Origin of the sequence: Spiroplasma endosymbiont of Glossina fuscipes fuscipes, assembly GCF_049669535.1 — a bacterium.
Taxonomy (GTDB): Bacteria; Bacillota_I; Bacilli_A; order Mycoplasmatales; family Mycoplasmataceae; genus Spiroplasma.
Map to the genome: position 1 here is coordinate 1340678 of NZ_CP187162.1, position 19368 is coordinate 1360045.

General features: G+C 29.3%; 18 protein-coding genes and 3 pseudogenes. 2 read left to right on the plus strand and 19 right to left on the minus strand.

What is annotated here, in order from left to right; all coding sequences use genetic code 4:
- Positions 1 to 31 precede the first annotated feature (31 nt).
- On the minus strand, positions 32 to 1618 hold the full coding sequence (locus ACOBWH_RS08095; protein ID WP_424526425.1) for a TrkH family potassium uptake protein: 1587 nt from the start codon (positions 1616 to 1618) through the stop codon (positions 32 to 34).
- 101 nt (positions 1619 to 1719) lie between these two features.
- Between ACOBWH_RS08095 and ACOBWH_RS08100 the strand changes: the two genes are divergently transcribed.
- On the plus strand, positions 1720 to 2421 hold the full coding sequence (locus tag ACOBWH_RS08100; RefSeq protein ID WP_070407156.1) for a potassium channel family protein: 702 nt from the start codon (positions 1720 to 1722) through the stop codon (positions 2419 to 2421).
- A gap of 10 nt (positions 2422 to 2431) precedes the next feature.
- Here ACOBWH_RS08100 and gatB read toward each other — a convergent pair whose 3' ends face one another.
- From gatB to ACOBWH_RS08175, 15 genes and pseudogenes are all read right to left on the minus strand, one after another.
- Positions 2432 to 3874 (minus strand): Asp-tRNA(Asn)/Glu-tRNA(Gln) amidotransferase subunit GatB, encoded by a 1443-nt coding sequence (gene gatB / locus ACOBWH_RS08105; protein WP_424526426.1) that lies wholly within the window; start codon positions 3872 to 3874, stop codon positions 2432 to 2434.
- A complete protein-coding gene (locus ACOBWH_RS08110) occupies positions 3867 to 5339 on the minus strand; it encodes an amidase family protein (RefSeq protein WP_424526427.1) in 1473 nt (490 codons plus the stop codon). Before ACOBWH_RS08110 ends, gatB begins: the two co-directional genes overlap by 8 nt.
- Before the next feature lies 1 nt (position 5340).
- Entirely contained in the window at positions 5341 to 5634 is a 294-nt protein-coding gene (gene gatC / locus ACOBWH_RS08115; RefSeq protein ID WP_424526428.1) for an Asp-tRNA(Asn)/Glu-tRNA(Gln) amidotransferase subunit GatC, read from the minus strand.
- A 1-nt stretch (position 5635) separates the two neighbouring features.
- Positions 5636 to 7639: an NAD-dependent DNA ligase LigA gene (gene ligA / locus ACOBWH_RS08120; protein ID WP_424526429.1), complete on the minus strand. Its 2004-nt coding sequence runs from the start codon at positions 7637 to 7639 to the stop codon at positions 5636 to 5638.
- Between the two features lie 24 nt (positions 7640 to 7663).
- Positions 7664 to 9274, minus strand: coding sequence for a hypothetical protein (locus ACOBWH_RS08125; protein ID WP_424526430.1), 1611 nt, complete (start codon positions 9272 to 9274; stop codon positions 7664 to 7666).
- A 113-nt stretch (positions 9275 to 9387) separates the two neighbouring features.
- A complete protein-coding gene (locus ACOBWH_RS08130) occupies positions 9388 to 9870 on the minus strand; it encodes a PTS sugar transporter subunit IIA (protein ID WP_424527459.1) in 483 nt (160 codons plus the stop codon).
- A gap of 137 nt (positions 9871 to 10007) precedes the next feature.
- On the minus strand, positions 10008 to 10241 hold the full coding sequence (locus ACOBWH_RS08135) for a hypothetical protein (protein WP_424526431.1): 234 nt from the start codon (positions 10239 to 10241) through the stop codon (positions 10008 to 10010).
- A 54-nt stretch (positions 10242 to 10295) separates the two neighbouring features.
- Positions 10296 to 12029, minus strand: a complete 1734-nt coding sequence (gene ptsP / locus ACOBWH_RS08140; protein ID WP_424526432.1) for a phosphoenolpyruvate--protein phosphotransferase — start codon at positions 12027 to 12029, stop codon at positions 10296 to 10298.
- Positions 12030 to 12270: 241 nt separating this feature from the next.
- Positions 12271 to 12630 (minus strand): hypothetical protein, encoded by a 360-nt coding sequence (locus tag ACOBWH_RS08145; RefSeq protein WP_424526433.1) that lies wholly within the window; start codon positions 12628 to 12630, stop codon positions 12271 to 12273.
- A 271-nt stretch (positions 12631 to 12901) separates the two neighbouring features.
- Positions 12902 to 13906: an NAD(P)-dependent oxidoreductase gene (locus tag ACOBWH_RS08150; protein WP_424526434.1), complete on the minus strand. Its 1005-nt coding sequence runs from the start codon at positions 13904 to 13906 to the stop codon at positions 12902 to 12904.
- 12 nt (positions 13907 to 13918) lie between these two features.
- Positions 13919 to 15133 (minus strand): AEC family transporter, encoded by a 1215-nt coding sequence (locus ACOBWH_RS08155; protein ID WP_424526435.1) that lies wholly within the window; start codon positions 15131 to 15133, stop codon positions 13919 to 13921.
- A gap of 140 nt (positions 15134 to 15273) precedes the next feature.
- On the minus strand, positions 15274 to 15960 hold the full coding sequence (gene rplA / locus ACOBWH_RS08160) for a 50S ribosomal protein L1 (RefSeq protein ID WP_424526436.1): 687 nt from the start codon (positions 15958 to 15960) through the stop codon (positions 15274 to 15276).
- A 2-nt stretch (positions 15961 to 15962) separates the two neighbouring features.
- Positions 15963 to 16397: a 50S ribosomal protein L11 gene (gene rplK / locus ACOBWH_RS08165; protein WP_424526437.1), complete on the minus strand. Its 435-nt coding sequence runs from the start codon at positions 16395 to 16397 to the stop codon at positions 15963 to 15965.
- Between the two features lie 400 nt (positions 16398 to 16797).
- A pseudogene (locus ACOBWH_RS08170) lies at positions 16798 to 17127 on the minus strand (IS3 family transposase); the annotation flags it as partial.
- Positions 17128 to 17367: 240 nt separating this feature from the next.
- A pseudogene (locus ACOBWH_RS08175) lies at positions 17368 to 17517 on the minus strand (IS3 family transposase); the annotation flags it as partial.
- 79 nt (positions 17518 to 17596) lie between these two features.
- On the opposite strand from ACOBWH_RS08175, the pseudogene ACOBWH_RS08180 reads away from it, so the two are divergent.
- Positions 17597 to 18704: pseudogene (locus ACOBWH_RS08180) on the plus strand (IS3 family transposase).
- On the opposite strand, the gene ACOBWH_RS08185 reads toward ACOBWH_RS08180, so the two are convergent.
- The 3 genes from ACOBWH_RS08185 to ACOBWH_RS08195 are packed head-to-tail and all read right to left on the minus strand — an operon-like array spanning position 18666 to position 19330.
- Positions 18666 to 18956 carry a hypothetical protein gene (locus ACOBWH_RS08185; protein WP_424526438.1) on the minus strand — a complete coding sequence of 97 codons (291 nt, stop codon included), beginning with the start codon at positions 18954 to 18956 and terminating at the stop codon, positions 18666 to 18668. The pseudogene ACOBWH_RS08180 and the gene ACOBWH_RS08185 sit on opposite strands and share 39 nt — an antisense overlap.
- On the minus strand, positions 18943 to 19149 hold the full coding sequence (locus ACOBWH_RS08190) for a hypothetical protein (RefSeq protein ID WP_424526439.1): 207 nt from the start codon (positions 19147 to 19149) through the stop codon (positions 18943 to 18945). The genes ACOBWH_RS08185 and ACOBWH_RS08190 overlap by 14 nt, the downstream gene beginning before the upstream one ends.
- A gap of 1 nt (position 19150) precedes the next feature.
- Positions 19151 to 19330, minus strand: a complete 180-nt coding sequence (locus ACOBWH_RS08195; protein WP_424526364.1) for a hypothetical protein — start codon at positions 19328 to 19330, stop codon at positions 19151 to 19153.
- Between the last annotated feature and the right edge of the window lie 38 nt (positions 19331 to 19368).

Genomic DNA, 19368 nt, shown 5'->3' on the forward strand with positions numbered 1-19368 from the left:
AAACAAGTAAAAATAGTTATTTTCTAAAAAACTAACCAATTAAGATATTTTCTTCAACATAACTATATTCTTTTTCCCCAGTTCCACGAATTGAAACTAATAATGTTGATGAAACTCCCAATTGTCCAATAAACATTAGTAAAATTAACACTAAAGTACTTAAAACCCCTAAATGATATAACTCAGTAAAGCCTAAAGTACTTAATCCCGTTGTTCCAAAAGCACTACAAATTGTAAAGAAGGCGTTTAAAACATCAATATTAGGATTCTCAGCACTAATGCAAATAATAGCCCCCATAATTAGAGCACCTGAAATTGTTGTTACAACTAATGCTCGTTTGACGGTTTCATTTGGAATTTTCCGTTTAAAAACATTAACACTATTATTATTCCGAATGATGGATCAAATCGTAATAATAATAACCGCTAAAGTTGTTGTTCGAATCCCACCAGCAGTTGATGATGGTGCTGACCCAATAAACATCATAACGGACATTACAATTCTTGATCCTGGTAAAAATTTACTCATATCAACTGTTGAATATCCAGCATTTCTAGTTGACATTGTATTAAAGAAAATATTCATAAACCCATTTCAATTAGAAGTTGAATTTCGTAAAATGGTTTCAATGTATGGCCCGTTAACCCCCGCTGTTACATTAAGATTAGTAAACTCAATTAATCAAACACTTAAAACCCCTACAATTGATAATCCGACATAAGTTATTAAATTAATTTTTGTAAATAAAGTAAATTTAGCATGTTCTTTGCGTCGTCAAGCCACAAACTTACGTTTTAAATCGTAAAAAGTTGGAAAACCTAATCCACCAATAACAAATTGAAACATAAAGACAAATTGCATAAAATAATCACTATTATAAGGCATTAATGATGAATTCCCAATAATATCAAATCCCGCATTATTAATTGAAGATATTGAGTGAAAAATTCCACTTCATAAACTTCGTCAAAAATTATGGTAGGTCACATTATCAATCATATATTTTCCTTCAATTGATGCTGATGAAAAATAAAAATTACAAAATAATAAGATGGCACCAAAACACTCCAAAATAATTAGAAAAATAAAACTATTTTTAATTAAATCAATGGTATGTCCAAAATTATTACTTCCACGTTCACCTTGTACCAACATTTTATCTTTAATTGAAATACGTCGTCCTAATCAAACAAAAATCATGATTTTAAAAGTAACAATCCCAAAACCACCAGTTTGAATTAAAATTAAAATTATTAATTGTCCTCAAAAACTATAATCTGCCGCTGGATTACTAATTGTAATTCCTGTATCAGAAAAAGCACTTGAAGCAGTAAATAATCCCACTAAATAATTTCATGAAAAATTATAGGTTCCTAAAATATTTCCATATCCATCACGAACCACCCGATTAACATTATTAACAAAACCCGGAATTGATAACAACAATCCCCCTAAAAAAACAATTAAAATATAAACTAAAAACAATTTTCCCGCTATCTTTGAGAAAGGTAACCAATGGCGACGACGTGTTAATGGTGCTCCTGGGTCATTACTACGTTGCCGCTTACTATCGTTTTTTCTTTTAAAAATACTTTTAAAATATAACTGAGAAAACACCCTTTACGCCCCTCTTTCATTAATATTATATACTACAAGTACTAATTATTGCTAATAATAAAAAAAATAGTATAATTAAAGTTGCAATAAGGGGGCATTTAATGGCACGAAGAAAAAGTTTTGCAATTATTGGACTAAATAACTTTGGTCGTTCAATTATTGAAACATTAATTGTACGAAAACAACATATTATGGTTTTTGATGTTGATCAAGCCAAAGTTAATAATATGATTGCTAGTTATGACCAAGTTGATGGTGTTGCACTAGATTCAACGGTTAAAGCAAATTTAATTGAACAAGGATTAGATCAATATGATACCATAATTGTTACCATGGCAAGTAATATTGAAGCTAGTGTTTTAACCATCATTGGATTACAAGATATTGGCATTACAAATATTATTGCAAAATCAAAAGATATTCGTCATACACGAATTTTAAAAGCACTAGGAATTACTAATATTGTCCAGCCTGATACTATGGCTGGAAGTATTACTGCAACTAAAGCAATGTTTGATATTGAAATTGAAATCCAAACTGTTGATGAAAACTATGCATCATTAACTATTCAAGTAAGTGACCCAAGTATTGAAGGACAATCACTATCTGATTTACGTTTCATTAATAATAAAGATTATAATATTGTTTATGTTAAACGTAAAGGACGAGTTATTTTACCAGGAGATGTTGACACAATTAAATTAGATGATGAATTATTATTTATTGCTAAAATCAGTGCAATTAATGATTTAACTATTAAACTACAAAAAATTGATCATGAATATGAAAAAGATGGTAAATAACCATCTTTTTTTATTTTCCTAGTTTTCCGATAATTAATTCAAGCACTACTTGTTGGCCAATTTCAGGAGCAACTTGCCCTTTCGTTAATTTCATTAATTCCCCCATAAAGAACTTAATAACCCGTTCTGGTCGTTGGTCATATTGTTCTAACATCGTCAAATTACGATCAAAAACTGGTTTAATAATTGCTTTAATTTCTGCTGGGTCACTAACTTGTTTTAATCCTAAATCAGCAACAATTTTTGCTGGTGGATAATCCTCTGGTAAAATTCGTTGTAATACTGTTTTTGCTTGTTTATTAGAAATTACATTTTTGGTAATTAGATTAATCATTGCTACTAAATTTTGTGGTGTTAATGCTGTTTCTATTAATGTTAAATTTTTTTGATTTAAATAAGCCGCAACTTCGCCAGTTAAATAATGAACAATTGTTTCATACTGTGATGATAGTTTGATTGCTGCTTCAAAAAAAGTCATTAAATCATAATCTTGTAAAATAATATCGACATCAGTCGCCTTTAAATTTAATTCGGTTAAATAACGTTGGCGTTTTGTTGCTGGTAACTCTGGCATCTTATTTAAAACATTTTTAATTCAAGTTGCAGATAATTGAATTGGAAAAATATTTGGTTCTGAAAAATACTTATAATCAGTTGCATCAGTTTTTTTTCGCATTAAAATAGTTGTTTTTGTTTTTTCATCAAAACGACGAGTCTCTTGTTCAACTGTTTGTCCCATTAATAGAATTTCAGTTTGTCGTTTAATTTCATATTCAATTGCTTTTTCAACATTAGCAATTGAATTTAGATTTTTTAACTCTACCTTATTTCCAAAGGTTGAAACACCAACCGGGCGTAATGAAATATTAACATCACAACGAAGTGAACCTTCATTCATTTTGGCATCACTAACTTGGGTATAAATTAAAATTTCTCGTAGCGCTTCTAAATACTTTCGAACTTGAAATCCTGATCGTAGCACTGGCTCTGTAACAATTTCAATTAAACCAATCCCAGCACGGTTATAGTCTAATAAAGTTCCAACATCTTCGTGTAATTGCTTGGCCGTATCTTCTTCAATGTGCAAACGTTCAATTGAAATTCGTAATTGTGTTCCATCCTCATCAATAATTGTTAAATGACCATTACGCCCAATTGGATAGTACTGTTGAGTAATCTGAAATCCTTTTGCCAAATCGGGGTAATAATAATTTTTGCGATCAAATTGAACAATTGGATCAATCGTTAAATTAAGGGCTTGACAAGCAAGCAATGCTAATTCAACGCCTTTTTTATTAACTGTTGGCATCACACCGGGATAACCCGCATCCATTATATTAACCATACTATTAGGTTTTGCACCATAAGTAACGGGTCCCGCTGAAAACATTTTTGTTTTAGTTTTTAATTCAACATGATTTTCAATTCCAATTATTACTTCAAAATTAACCATTGTTTTTCCCTCCTTCTGGAGCAACGTTATTCTTAATTCCAATTATTTCTTCTATTAGTAAACTAGCATTAAAGACCTTTTGGTCGGCAAAAGGAGCAGCATTAACATTAATTCCAATTGGCATATGATCAACAAAAGCAAGTGGTAACGTCAAAGAAGGATTCCCCATTAAATTAGCTAAAACCAATAAATCATCAACATAATTTTCCAACTCCGCTTCAGTTAAAATTTGATCTTTAATAGCACTAATCTTTGATGCAATACTTGATGCTGTTGGTAATAATAAAATATCATATTCCTTAAAAACTGCCATTAAAGCGTCAACAATTAACCGGCGAACTCGTTTTGCTTTTAAAAACAAAAGAGTTTGGTTCTCTTTTGATAAGGCATATGAACCAATTACATATCGACGTTTAACAACATGCCCAAAACCTTCTGTTCGCGAATTCATCATTACTGCTTCATAACTATCCCCATCAACTCGTGTTCCAAAATTGATTCCATCCAACATTGAATGACTACTTACTGCTTCAGCAAAGGAAATTACCATGTAAACCGGTAATAATGCTTTTAACAAATCTTCTGAAAAATCAATTGCATTAACGGCAATTCCTTGTACTGCTAATTGGGCGTATAAATTATCAAAATGAGTTTTAATTTCTGCTGGTAACGCTGAATGTGCATTTTTTAAATAAGCAAATTTTTGGTTTTTAACTGCTGGTGATAAATTTTTAAAATAGTTTTGTTCCTTACTTTTTAATGAAGTAGCATCTTGATGATCCTCTTGCGCTAAATAGTCAAAAACAATTGCGCTGTCTTCCACAGTTCGGGTAAAATAACCCACTGTATCTAATGATGGCGCATAAGGAAAAACACCATAACGTGAAATTAGTCCGTAAGTTGGTTTAAAACCAACAATCCCACAATAACCTGCTGGTTTACGAACTGAATCACCAGTATCTGTTCCTAAAGCAAAAGGGACTACTCCCGCAGCAACCAGTGCTGCTGAACCTGATGATGATCCCCCTGTGATGCGGGTTAAATCTCACGGATTTAAAACATCACCAGTTAGCGCATATAGTCCATGTCCTCCCATACCAAGTTCATCTAGTGCACTTTTCCCTAACAAAATACTATTATTTTGTTTTAAAATATTAGTTACTGTTGACTCATAAGTTGGTACAAAATTTTCTAAAATTTTTGAACTTGCTGTTGTTTTAATTCCTTTTGTTGCAAAATTATCTTTTGCAAAATATGGTAAGGCAAATAAATAATTATCTGTTGGAACTGGCAATTGATCTAATTCTAACGCTAAAGCTGTTGCTTCTGCTGTTAATTCAGTGACTGTTGCATTTAAAACTTGGTGTTTAGCTAAATTAGCAAAAGCTTCTTTAACAATTTGTGAAGGTGTAATTTTTTTAGTTACCAAAAGTTGATGTAATTCTTTTATTGAAAAATGTGTCATGTTATTTTACCACCTTATTAATTACAATATAATCATTCATTGTTTTTGGTGCCGCCGCTAAAATTTCCGTTTGGGAAGAAACAATAATTTCCTCATCTTCACGTAAATAATCAACAGTTAATTCAAACGGAAAATGCATTGAATGAACATTTGTCGTATCAATTTTTTGTACTAAATCCATTTGTTGTAAGATAACATCAAACTCTTTACTTAACTTTGTTAACTCTTCATCTTTTAAATCTAACATAATATCATTTGCTAATAAACGTAGGTCCTCTTTCGTAATTCTTGCCATACTATTCCTCCTTTATTAATAAATTATTAAATTCTTCCTCATTAATAATTTTAACATTTAATTTTTGTGCTTTTACTAATTTACTACCTGCATCGCTACCAGCTAACAAATAAGTTGTTTTGACACTAACACTTTCAGAAGTTTGACCACCATAACTTTCAATTAGTTCTTTAAAGTATTCGCGTGGTTTTGATAAAACACCTGTAATAACAAAGCAATAATTTTCAAATTTTTGCGATAAAGTTTGATTGGTCGCAAAATATGTCATATTAATACCTTGTTGTTGTAACAAAGCAATTTCTTGTTGGTTTGCCACAATCGCAAAATAGTCAACAACACTAGCCGCAACAATCGGACCAATATCATTAATAACTGATAATTGTTCAATATTCATTGCGGCTAATTCTGTTATTGTCTTAAATTGCCGCGCTAATAGTTTTGCTGTTTTCTGTCCAACATGACGAATTCCTAAACCAAATAATAACCGTTCTAACGAATTTTGTTTCGAATTATTGATTGAAGCAATCATATTTTCAAAAGATTTTTCACCAAAATTTTCTAATTGAATAATTTCAGCACGATATTGTTCTAATTGATATAAATCACTAAAACTTTTCAAATATACTAGTTTATATAATCGTTCAATAATTTTTTCACTAACTCCTTCAATATTCATTGCATTGCGAGAACAATAATGTTCTAATCCCCGGGTAATTTTTTTTGGGCAAACTGAATTAATACAATATTGATCTACTTCCCCCGTTACTCGTTCTAATAAAGACTGGCACTCTGGACAATGTGTCGCTTCTTGTCATTTTTTTACTTTTTTTTGACGACGATCAACAACATAATTAATAACTTCTGGAATAATATCCCCCGCTTTTTTAACTTGCACATCATCACCAATTCGAATGTCACGTTCAGTAATAAAATCAGCATTATGTAATGTTGCTGCTCTTACAATTGTCCCCGCAATTCGGACTGGTTCTAAAACAGCATTATAAGTAATTCGCCCTGTTCGACCAACCGATGGAAAAATATTAAGTAATTTTGTTACCACTACTTCCGCTGGAAATTTATAAGCAATTGCTCATTTTGGGTTTTTCGCAGTATAACCAATTCGATTATATAAATTTAAATTATTTACTTTAATTACAATCCCATCAATTTCATATCCTAATTGATGACGTTTTGGTTCATATTCCTGAATATATTCTCAAACAGCAGCAATATTTGGACAATAGCGATATTCTGGATTTGTCTTAAATTTTAATTGTTCTAAACGTTGCAATGAATCATACTGTGTTTGAATTCCATCTCCCAGCGCATTAACATAATAATATAAAAAAGCATTTAAATTTCGTTTTGCCACAATTGCTGAGTCTAATTGGCGCAATGTTCCAGCAGCAGCATTACGTGGATTAGCAAACTCTGGTTCACCAAGTTTAATTCGCTCATCATTAATTTTGTTAAATTCTTCCAACGACAAATAGACTTCACCACGAACTGTTAAATTTGGTTGTTCAATTCGTAGTGGCACTGACTTAATTTTTTTGATATTGACAGTAACATCCTCGCCAGTTACACCATCTCCCCGCGTAGCCCCCATTATTAACAAATGATTTTCATAGACTAATGAAATTGATAAGCCATCAATTTTTAATTCACACGTATATTCAACTTCTGACAACCCTGTTAATTCTTTAATTTGTTCGTCAAAATGAATTAAATCGTCATAATTAAAAGCATTTGCCAAACTTAACATTGGGCTATTATGAACATATTTATTAAATTTTTCACTAACTTGACCAAAAACCCGCTGTGTTGGTGAATCAATTGTAATTAATTCACTATATTGTTGTTCAATTGCCATTAATTCTTGCATCGCACGATCATATTCTTGATCACTAACACTTGGAGCATCATTGACATAATATTCATAATTTCATTTATCTAACTGTTCTTTTAGTACTAAACTGCGTTTTTTTACTTGTTCAAAATTCATAATTTCCTCCTTATTTTATTACTTTTAATTTGCGCTCATTATGGGGAGGCAGGGTTGGTTTTTCAAATGTCACTTTTTAAATGGCTTAATTCGTAATGGATAAACACTAATATTTAAGGCAACTAATAACGCAACAATAAAGACTGTTGCATTATTTAATAATGCTTGGTCATTAAAAATTAAAATTAGAAAACGCCCCACTAATGGGTTAAAAAAGGTTACTGTTAAAAGCGATAGCATATTAATTGGTGTTTTTGCAACAAAATTTGGAATTTGTTCAAAAAATAATAATCAAACTAAAGCTAAACCTAGAAAAACAAACGAAATAATTAAGAAAATGATATTTGTTCACGGTTGAAAGCACATCAGTTCTAACTGAACATATAATGCCGAAGCGATGTTTTCTAAAGTTCAAAAGTCTAAGTTATTTCCCCCCGTTGCTAAGACAACAACAACGGAAATTAAAGTAAAAATAACCGGAACCACAAATAATAATTTTTTGCGTCCAACATACATCATTAGTTCAATATCATGCATACGAGAATAATTTCGATATAATAATATTGATAAAATTAACATTAATAAAAATAAGCCTAAGAAAATAAAAATTAATAAGAAATTTTTAATTTGCGCATTATAAAAAATAAAACATAATGTTGAAAATAAGGTAAATTTGATCATATCTTTCAAGAAATTAGTTTGATATTTTAGCATCGTAATCCATGTTGAAACATAAATAATAAATAACATAATATAGGACGCATCTCACTCAAAAGTAATATAACTTGAAAAAATAATGCCAATAATCCATGGCATATTGCGACTACGATATTCTTTATTAGTATAAATTGTCATTAGAATAAATGTTACAAAAAATAGATTTGTTAACATGTTTTGCGGATGTCATGAATCATAACCAAAGTAATAAATTAATAATTTTGATGCTGATAAAACTAACAAAGATAATAATCCAATTAAAAAGCGATTACTTTTTTTATTAGCAAAATTACTTAACAATGTTACAAAAATTGAAGCAAATAACATTGCATCTAAAATATTTAATAAATTTCAAATAATTTCACTCGGATCAATTCCCGTCATTACAAATCACATTGAAACATTAGTAAATCAAGAAAGAGAAGCTAAAGCTTGGGCATTGCCAACAATAACATCCGGATTTAATTTAAAAACAATATTATTATCAACAGAATCATACTGATAAAAACTTAGAATATATGTGTTAGTAATGTTTAATCCGGAAGGTGAAATAAAATAATTTTTTAAATAATATAAAACCATGAAAACACCAAAGGCAACAGCAAAAATGGCATGGTTTCAATCTCATAAATTAATGTTAAACCAATAACGAATAAACAATAACAAAAATAACGAATAAAGAATATTAATTGATAATAACGAATAAACTAAAATTATATAACGTAAATCAGTAATTAATTCCAACGGAATTAATAAAAAGGAAATTACAGCAAAATAAAAGAAAAAACCCATAATCATTCCAAAATAAATGTTCTTAGTTCGAATCTTTAAAATTTCTGCTAAAATTGCTCCTGTCGAAGAAAAAACTCAATAATAATATAAAAAAAAGGCAATCGCAATTAAAACTATTTTTGTCATTTTATCTTCTCCCTTTCTTAACAATTATAGCAAAAACGCAATAAAATATTAGGTATCTTCCAAAAATAAAAGTGATTTTTAATTATAAAATCACTTATTACTGAACTTATTTCCTATTTAATAATAGCAATAACTTCCCCCTGTTTTACTTTTCCTTCTTTAACAATTGTAATTGTTTTACCATTCATTGTTTCTGGTGTAAACACAATTGGTGTATCTAAACTTGGTACTTTTTCTGCTTTTAAAACAGCTAAATCAACTTCACACAACAAGTCTCCTTGTTTTACATTATCATCTTGTTTCACTTTAATATCAAATCCTTTACCATCTAATGAAACTGTATCCATTCCAATGTGTAATAACATTTCAACACCATTATTACTTTTAATTCCATAGGCATGCCCTGTTGGAAAAACGGTAATTAATTTTCCTGCAACTGGTGCAACAAAATTTCCTGCACTTGGTTTAATTGCTAAACCATCACCTAAAATTTTTTGCGAAAATACTTCATCTTCAACTTTATCTAAGGCAATAATTTCACCATCCACCGGGGCAATAACTTCAAGTTCTTTTGATTTTTTACTAAATAATCCCATCATTTCTTCTCCTTATTCTTTAATCAGACAATGCTGCTGTATATAATTAGTATACTATAAATTAATTAAATTTACTTTCTATTTTTAAAACAAGGGGAAACCAACTGATTGATTAACTAAGACTAAAATTAAACCAATTAAACAAAAAAAGCAACATAAAAAAGAATCAAATATTTATTTTTTTGAAAAGCAGCACGAACTGTTAATTTTTGTTTTGTTGTAAATCCATCATCATGTTTATTATGACGAGTTTTGCGTCAATGTCATCACCATCAACCACCACTAGCAATTGATAGCAGGGTAAATAATACAACTAAAACAATTAAAACTGGCACTGGAATATTACTTGCTTGCGCATTTAAATAAAACATTAAAATCACCTATTTAATAAAAAATAACACTAATAGTGTTATTTTATCAAAAATTTAAACATTTAAAGCACTTTTTGTTGTTTTTTCCACTAAAGCTAATACTTCAGCAGCAGTTTGACAAGTTAAAGCCTTTGCTACTAATTGTTCCATCACCGGAACTTCTAGTTTACTAATAATTCGTCGTGCATTTAAAATACTTGTTGCTGACATTGAAAAGTAATCTAATTTCATTCCCATTAAAAGTGGAATTGCTTGTTCTTCTCCTGCCATTTCACCACACATTCCGACTCATTTGCCTTCTTTATGCGCTCCATCAATAATTGTTTTAATTAAACGTAAAACTGATGGATTATATGGTTGATACAAATAAGCAACAAATTGGCTCATACGATCAGCTGCCATTGTGTATTGAATTAAATCATTTGTTCCGATTGAAAAGAAATCAGCATGTTTTGCAAACTGATCAGCTAACACCGCTGCTGATGGGATTTCCATCATCATTCCAATTTCAATATTATCAGCAACTTGATGTCCTGCTTTAATTAGATTTGCCTTTTCTTCTAACGTAATTTCCTTTGCTGCTTTAAATTCATCAATTGTCGCAATCATTGGAAACATAATTCCAAGTTTTCCATGCACACTCGCACGTAATAAAGCTCGTAATTGTGTTCGAAAGACATTGGTTTTATCTAAACATAATCGAATCGCACGATAACCCAAAAATGGATTCATTTCTTCTGGAAATTTAAAATACGATAATTTTTTATCTCCTCCAATATCTAACGTACGAATAATAACTGGTCGTTTTTGCATTCCTTCTAATACAACTTTATATGCTTCATATTGTTCATCTTCCGTTGGAAAATGATCATTATCCATATATAAAAACTCACTTCTAAAAAGTCCAATTCCTTGACCACCATTGTCTAATACTCCTTGGACATCTTTTGGGGCCCCAATGTTACCTTCTAAAACAAATTTTTGGTATCCATCTTTTGATACCGTGGGTTTATCTTTAAAAGCTAATAATTCTTGTTGCAATTGGAAAAACTTTGTTCTTTCTGCAGTTCAAGTTTTAACTTCATCACCTGATGGTGCTAAAATAACTTCTCCAGTTGCTCCATTAATCATCATCGCTTCATTATGTTTTGCTTGTTTTGTGACATCTTTTAGTCCTAACACAGCCGGAATTTCTAAACTACGGGCCATAATAGCAGCATGACTAGTTCTTCCCGCCATATCACAACTAAATCCTTTTGCAAATTTAGGGTCTAATTGTGCTGTTTGTGATGGTGTTAAATCTTCTGCCACAATAATAACTTCTTCATTAATTGTTGCTAAATCTAACACTGGCACATTTAAAATATATTTAATTAACCGATCAGTTACATCTTTAATATCTGCTGCTCTTTCTTTAAAGTATGGATCATCCATTCCAGCAAACATTGCAATAAATTTTTGTGCAACAGTATGAATTGCATATGCCGCATTGTTTTTATCATTATTAATCATGTTTTTTGCTTCATCAATCATCGCTGGATCATGTAAAATCTGAATATGAGCTTCAAAGATCGCCGCTTTTTCTGCTCCTAACTTCACTAAAGCAATTTTCTGTAATTTTTCAATATCAGTATTTGCCTTCTTCATCGCCGTTTCTAAACTTTTAATTTCACTAGTTGGATCAGAAACCGTATTATTTGAAATCTCATATTTTGGTTCTTCTAATTTAAAAACTTTTGCAATTGCAATTCCATTACTAGCACCTATTCCGTGCAGTTTTTTTGACATAATAAAAATTCCTCACTTCTCTTTCTACTAAAACTATTTTTATTATATACTGAAAATTAGAAAATTGCTGTAATTTAAGCATAGTTTTCAAATTGCTGTAACATTGTTTTAAACAACAACATTATGACATCAAATGAACATTTGAATATTACCAAGTTAAAATAATTTTAATAGCGTAAAATTTGTAAATTATTTTACTGAAACAAAGGCATAACTGCCGATAGTTTAATTCTTTTTTATTTTAAAGATAACGTGGAAGATTATATCAACGACTTTTAATAATCGCGTTAGTAAAAATCCGATATCAATAAATACTAATAAATAACGTATGATTATTAAAATTAAAATTCTGATAAGTCTTTTCTGACATTTGGCTAAGCTTTCTTGCGTTATAGACAACAAACCATCTTTCACCACAAAGAAAAGCATAATCTGGAATTAATTCGGTTAAGTCAGGGACTCCTCTTGTTGATTTTTTTTTTTTTTTTGTACACAAAAAAAATAATTTATTATTTTGATTGTTTAATTTTCATCTTTTATGAAACGATTTAAAATTAAAACAACAGTCATCACACATTGGACATAAAACATCAGCACGCATTTAAAAAATCTCTCCTTCTTTCTTTTCGATTGAGTAATAGAATTGGTTTATATTAATGATAAAAAATTTCATAAATAAAAATAGAGTTTCTAGTTTTTTGCTAACTAAATTATAATGTATTTTTTATACTTTTAAATATATATAGCATTATATTTAATAAAAAAAGACAATAGTGTCTTTTATCAAATAATTTGTAGTTATTTTTAGCAAAATAAGCAAATAATTTAGTGAAACATTTTGCTTTTGTTGTAGTCTTCAAACTTATCTTAAATTAGATTTTGTTTTTTGACTCACCATCTGTTAAAATTTCTTTTAAATTTTCATATGTTGTTTCAATCATATTTTTAACCGCTTCATCAGTATAAGAACCAATATGCGGAATAATAATTACGCGAGGATATAATGTTAATAGTTTGTTAGTAATATCATCGGGGGTTTTTTCACCGTTAAAATTTTTAAAGAAAACATTACCTTCATTTTCTAAAACATCTAATCCAACCCCTTTTAAATGGTTTGACTTTACTGCTTCATAAACAGCTTCATTATCCACCAATTCTCCTCGTGCTGTATTAATTAAAACTGACCCTGGTTTCATTTTGGCCAAAAATTCTTTATTAACTAAATGATGATTTTGGTCTCTAATATATGGACAATGCAATGAAATTAAATCAGATTCTTTAATTAGTGCTTCCAAATCGGTATAAGTTAAAATTGCTTTTGCTGCATCAGTTTCATAAATATCATGGCCTAAAACTTTTGCTCCCATGCCATGCCATGCTTTTGCTGCTTCAAAACCAATACGACCTGTCCCAATAATTCCAATTGTTGAATTACGAATTTCTTTTGCAAACATAAAATCATCAACTTTAAAATTAGTATTTTTTTCATTATCTGCCATATAAAATAAATTTCGTAACAACGCATTTCCCAACGCAACCGCTAATTCACTCACAGCATTAGGTGAATAACCTGGAACATAAGCCATTTTAAAACCTAATTCATGGGCTTTTGTTAAATCAATGTGATTATATCCAACAGTTCTTGTTAATAAATATTTAACACCGTATTCTTTCATTTTTAATAAGTTTTCTTCATAACAATCACAATTAGCTCGAACCATAACAGCATCATGGCCTTTAGCGATTGCAATATTATTTTTTGTTAAATATTCTTCAATTAAAGTTAACTCATAACCATATTTTTCATTTAATTGTTCGAAAAATGGTCGTTCAGTTTTACGAACGCCATAACAAACCATTTTAATTTTTGTACTCATTACTATTTTCTCCTAATATGTAAATAATGAAGTGGCACCAATTGCTGTTGTAATAATTACTCAGAATGGTAACGAAATAATTGAAAATAAAGTTGAAACTAATGTTAAGTTACTTGTTAACATTGGTTGTTTATTATAACCAATTGAATATGCAACAATCACCGAAGCTGGCGGTGCTGCTAACATAATAACAATTACAGCTAATCCAATTGAATCTAATTTTCATGCGCCAGTTTGTTTCCCAATCACAGCAAAGATGACAGCTAATACTAACCCCACAACTGGTGCTAAAACAACTTTCATCATCATTTCATACCACACTTTTTTGTCTTGCATCGCTTCACGAATTTTTCCTTTCGCTAATGTCATTCCAATTGCTAATCACGCTAATGGGGTACAAACTCCTTCTAATGTTTTTGTTATTTTAAATAGTGGTGGAAAAGAATTATCTAATCGTAATGGTGAAAAAAACTTTCCACTACCAATAGTATTTTGATCAGGAACAACCGCAATCCCCGGAATCAACTGCGTTACTCAAAAGATAAATCCAATAATTGTTGCAATTAAAATTGGATTAAGAAAAATTTGTTTTAAGTTTGCTTTAACCGTTGCCATTTTTTTAGCCCGAATTTCAGTTTTTACTTGGGCATAACCAGTTGGATCTACTTTTGCATCAACAACTGTTTCTACCGCTGTTTGCCCAACTGGTGCTAATTGGCCTACTACTGGTTTACTCATTACAATAAACCCTAATGAATATAAAAATACTCGATAAGGAATATTAAAGACGTTAGCTGGTAACGCTGCTTTACCTGCTCCGAATAAAGCAGTCACAACCGGAATTCCAAAGAAAGTAGTTGAAGCAAAAACAGTACACATTGCTAAAGTATCTCTAACATCCTGGTCATATTTAATATAAAAGTATTTTGCAACAATTCCTAAAATAATATAGAATAAAAATCCAACTAATAAAATTGCTGCTTGTGTTTTAACTTGCTCAATAGTTGTATCGGCCATAAAACCATCAAATGCTAAACACGGTAACCCAACAACCATTACAATTTTAATTAAAACTGCTTCTCAGTCTTTCTTAAAGGTTCCCCGTTTTGTTAAAAATCAACCCAAAAAAATCACAAACATTGTTGCAATAATTGCGCTTCAAAATCCCCATGCTTTTAAAGTATCAACAACTGCTTTTCCAACATCCGCTTGTAAATATAAATGCATTAATTTGCGTCTCCTCTCATTTTTTCTAAATAATGTACTTTTGTACTACTAATATTATATCCCCAATTACAATATCATACAATAATAGTGGAAAATTTTGACAAATTTAAAAAACTAACTATTGTTAGTTTTTTAAAATCCTATAATTCAATTAAAACTTTAATTCCTGGCCCCATTGTTGTTGTAACAGCAATATTTTTAATATATGCTCCTTTAACAGCAGCTGGTTTTGCCTTACGAATTGTCTCATAAATTACATCATAATTAACTTTTAAAGCTTCTGCTTTGAACGATGCTTTTCCAATTATTGAATGAATATTTCCATTTTTATCAACACGATATTCAACTTTTCCTTTTTTAACATCATCAATCGCTTTTGTAACATCTGGTGTAACAGTTCCTGTTTTGGGGTTTGGCATTAGACCTTTTGGTCCTAATAATTTCCCAATTTTTCCTAATTCAGCCATGATATCTGGTGTTGCAATAATTACATCATAATCAAATCAACTTTCTTTTTGAATTTTATCAATTAAATCTTTCCCCCCAACAAAATCTGCTCCAGCTGCTTTTGCATCAGCTTCCTTGCTATTTGTTAAGACTAAAATTCGTTGTGATTTTCCAGTTCCTTTTGGTAAAACAACCGCTCCCCTAATTTGTTGGTCAGCATGACGAGGATCAACATTTAAATTAAACGCAACTTCTACTGTTGAATCAAATTTTGCTGTAGCCGTTTTCTTTGCCAATTCAATCGCTTCAGTAATTGGATAAACCTTGTTTTTTTCAACTAATTCAACAGCTTTATTGTATTTTTTCCCAAATTTTGCCATCGTTAGTTTTTCTCCTTCTTACTTGGCATACCTTCAACAACAATTCCCATATTCCGAGCAGTTCCCTCAATAATATGCATTGCTGCTTCAACATCATTTGCGTTTAAGTCAACCAACTTATATTCTGCAATTTTACGGACTTCATCCGCTGAAATAGTTGCAACTTTTTCATCCTTTGCTTTTACTGATCCTTTTTGAACTTTAGCAGCTTTCTTTAATAAGATTGCTGCGGGAGTAGTTTTTAATTCAAATTTAAATGATTTATCATCAAATGCTGTAATCACAACTGGGACAACATCATCCATACGGTCTTTTGTTACATCGTTAAACTGGGTACAAAACTGCGGCATGTTAATTCCTAATGAAGCTAACTCTGGTCCTGGTTTTGCTTGCCCAGCTTGAAATTCTAATTTTGCAATTCTAGTAATCTTTGCCACGAGCAATTTCCTCCTTTTGAATTCTCGCTGTGGTCCAAACGTAATGTTAACATTACTACCACATTTAAGCATGTTCTACCAAGTAGAACAAATGCCTAATTAATTATAACAATAAGTTAACAAAAAGCAACTTTATTTTAACTTACATTTTTATTTGTTGAAATAAAGTAAGTGTTTGCGGGAAAAATCCAGTAAATTAGACATAAATTTAATAAAGTTAACAAGACTAAATTTATTCCGTCTTTTTTATTGCAAAAATACATATACATAAATTTTGGGTTTAGTTGAGTTAGACCTCTTTTTAAAATAAGTTTACTTAATAAAATTGTTAAAACAAAAAATTGATGATTTAAATAATCAAATTTATAAATTGGAATGACAACACTTTTTAGGACACTTTTTATGTAGACTTCTGATTTCTAAATTCAACTGGAGTTAAGTAATTCAAACTACCATGAATTCGAATATTGTTGTATCAATTAATGAAATTAAATAGTTCCAACTTTAATTGTTCTAAATTTTTAAATTTTCGACCATTAATAAATTCAGTTTTAAAAGCTTTATAGGTTGTTTCAGTTACTGCGTTATCGTAAGGGCAACCTTTTGCACTTAATGATCTTTAAATATTAAATGTTAATAAAATTTCTTCAATAATTTTATTTTTAAATTCATTACCACGATCTGTATGAAACAACCTAATTTAATTTAGTGGTCGTGTTATTTTATAAAATGCCTGCTGAACTAGTTCAGCAGTTTTATTTGTTCCAGCGCTATAGCCAATTACTTCACGGTTAAATAAATCAATTAGTAAGCAAATATAATGTCATTTTGAACCAACTTGAACATAGGTTAAATCGCTCACAATAACTTCATTTTGTCTTTTATTACTAAACTCACGATTTAGAATATTACTAATTTGATCATTATTTACAGGAGATTTATGATTGCGATATTTTAATTTAGTATATTTTGATACTAAATTATTTATTGCCATAATTCTTCTAATTTTTTGTCGAGATAAAATAATGTTCTTTCTTGCTAAAATAATTTTAATTTTTCTAGCACCATAAACTTTATAGCTTTCTTTAAATGCACTGATAACTTCATTTTCAAATTGGATAGGTTACAATAATTTGGACCATATTTATGTAGACTGTAAAAAAATAAGCTAAAATTATTAGGAAAGCAGGAATATAAAAATGGCAAAAAACCAGTACACCGATGAATTCAAGAAACAAATCGTAATGTTATATAAAAATGGTAAAAGTAATATTGAAATTGTTAACGAATATAAAATTTCAAAGGCAGTTCTTTATCAATGAGTAAAAAAATTGAGAATTCTGGTTCTTTTAAAGCAAAAGACAATCGCTCTGTTGAAGAAAATGAACTTATTCAGTTGCGAAAAGAAAACAAACAATTACGAATGGAAAATGATATTTTAAAGCAAGCAGCACTGATAATCGGCAAAAAGTAATATTAATTACTAACAATAAAGACAAATATTCAGTGAGGAAAATGTGTCAAATATTAAAGATAACAAAATCAAAGTATTATTATCAAATTAATAAGATCACTAAAACTGAAATTAATATTTATGAAAATGAAGTTATCAGTGCATTTAAAGAAAGCTATAAAGTTTATGGTGCTAGAAAAATTAAAATTATTTTAGCAAGAAAGAACATTATTTTATCTCGACAAAAAATTAGAAGAATTATGGCAATAAATAATTTAGTATCAAAATATACTAAATTAAAATATCGCAATCATAAATCTCCTGTAAATAATGATCAAATTAGTAATATTCTAAATCGTGAGTTTAGTAATAAAAGACAAAATGAAGTTATTGTGAGCGATTTAACCTATGTTCAAGTTGGTTCAAAATGACATTATATTTGCTTACTAATTGATTTATTTAACCGTGAAGTAATTGGCTATAGCGCTGGAACAAATAAAACTGCTGAACTAGTTCAGCAGGCATTTTATAAAATAACACGACCACTAAATTAAATTAGGTTGTTTCATACAGATCGTGGTAATAAATTTAAAAATAAAATTATTGAAGAAATTTTATTAACATTTAATATTAAAAGATCATTAAGTGCAAAAGGTTGCCCTTACGATAACGCAGTAGCTGAAACAACCTATAAAGCTTTTAAAACTGAATTTATTAATGGTCGAAAATTTAAAAATTTAGAACAATTAAAGTTGGAACTATTTAATTTCATTAATTGATACAACAATATTCGAATTCATGGTAGTTTGAATTACTTAACTCCAGTTGAATTTAGAAATCAGAAGTCTACATAAAAAGTGTCCTAAAAAGTGTTGCCATTCCAATATTTGAAATATTAAATCATATATATCTTTTAATAAATTATTATCAATTTTTAAAATATCAGTATATAATTCTTCTTTTCAATATTCTTGACCATACATATATTTATTTTTTCAACTATGATTTTCTTGTATTTTATAAAATAATTTTTCTTGCATTTCATTTTCAAAAATATATGTTAAATTATTTTTTGGACTATCAAAATCAAATTTAAGTTGTTCCATTATTTTCATCATTTCCAATATAATTATTTTTTGGTTTATCAAAATATAAATGAGTAAGATTATCAATTTCTTCAGGTGTTAATTTTTTCTTTTCAACTTCAATTTCATAACAATCCATAATTGCTAAACCATAATCTCTATAACAATCTGGGTAATTATCAAACATTTCATTTAATAAATCTTTTAAGTTCATATTATTCACATCCTTTTTCACATAATCATTCAATATTTTTATCTTCTAAATCTAAAATCACAACCTTATTTCCATAAAGGTTATAATTTTTGCTATTAATTTCAGCTTCTTTTTTTGTATAAAATGATAAAGTATCAATGCTATATGCTTGTTTAATTACTAATAAATATCTTTTATTCATAATTTAATTCTCCTAATTCTGTTTACCTAATGCTCAAT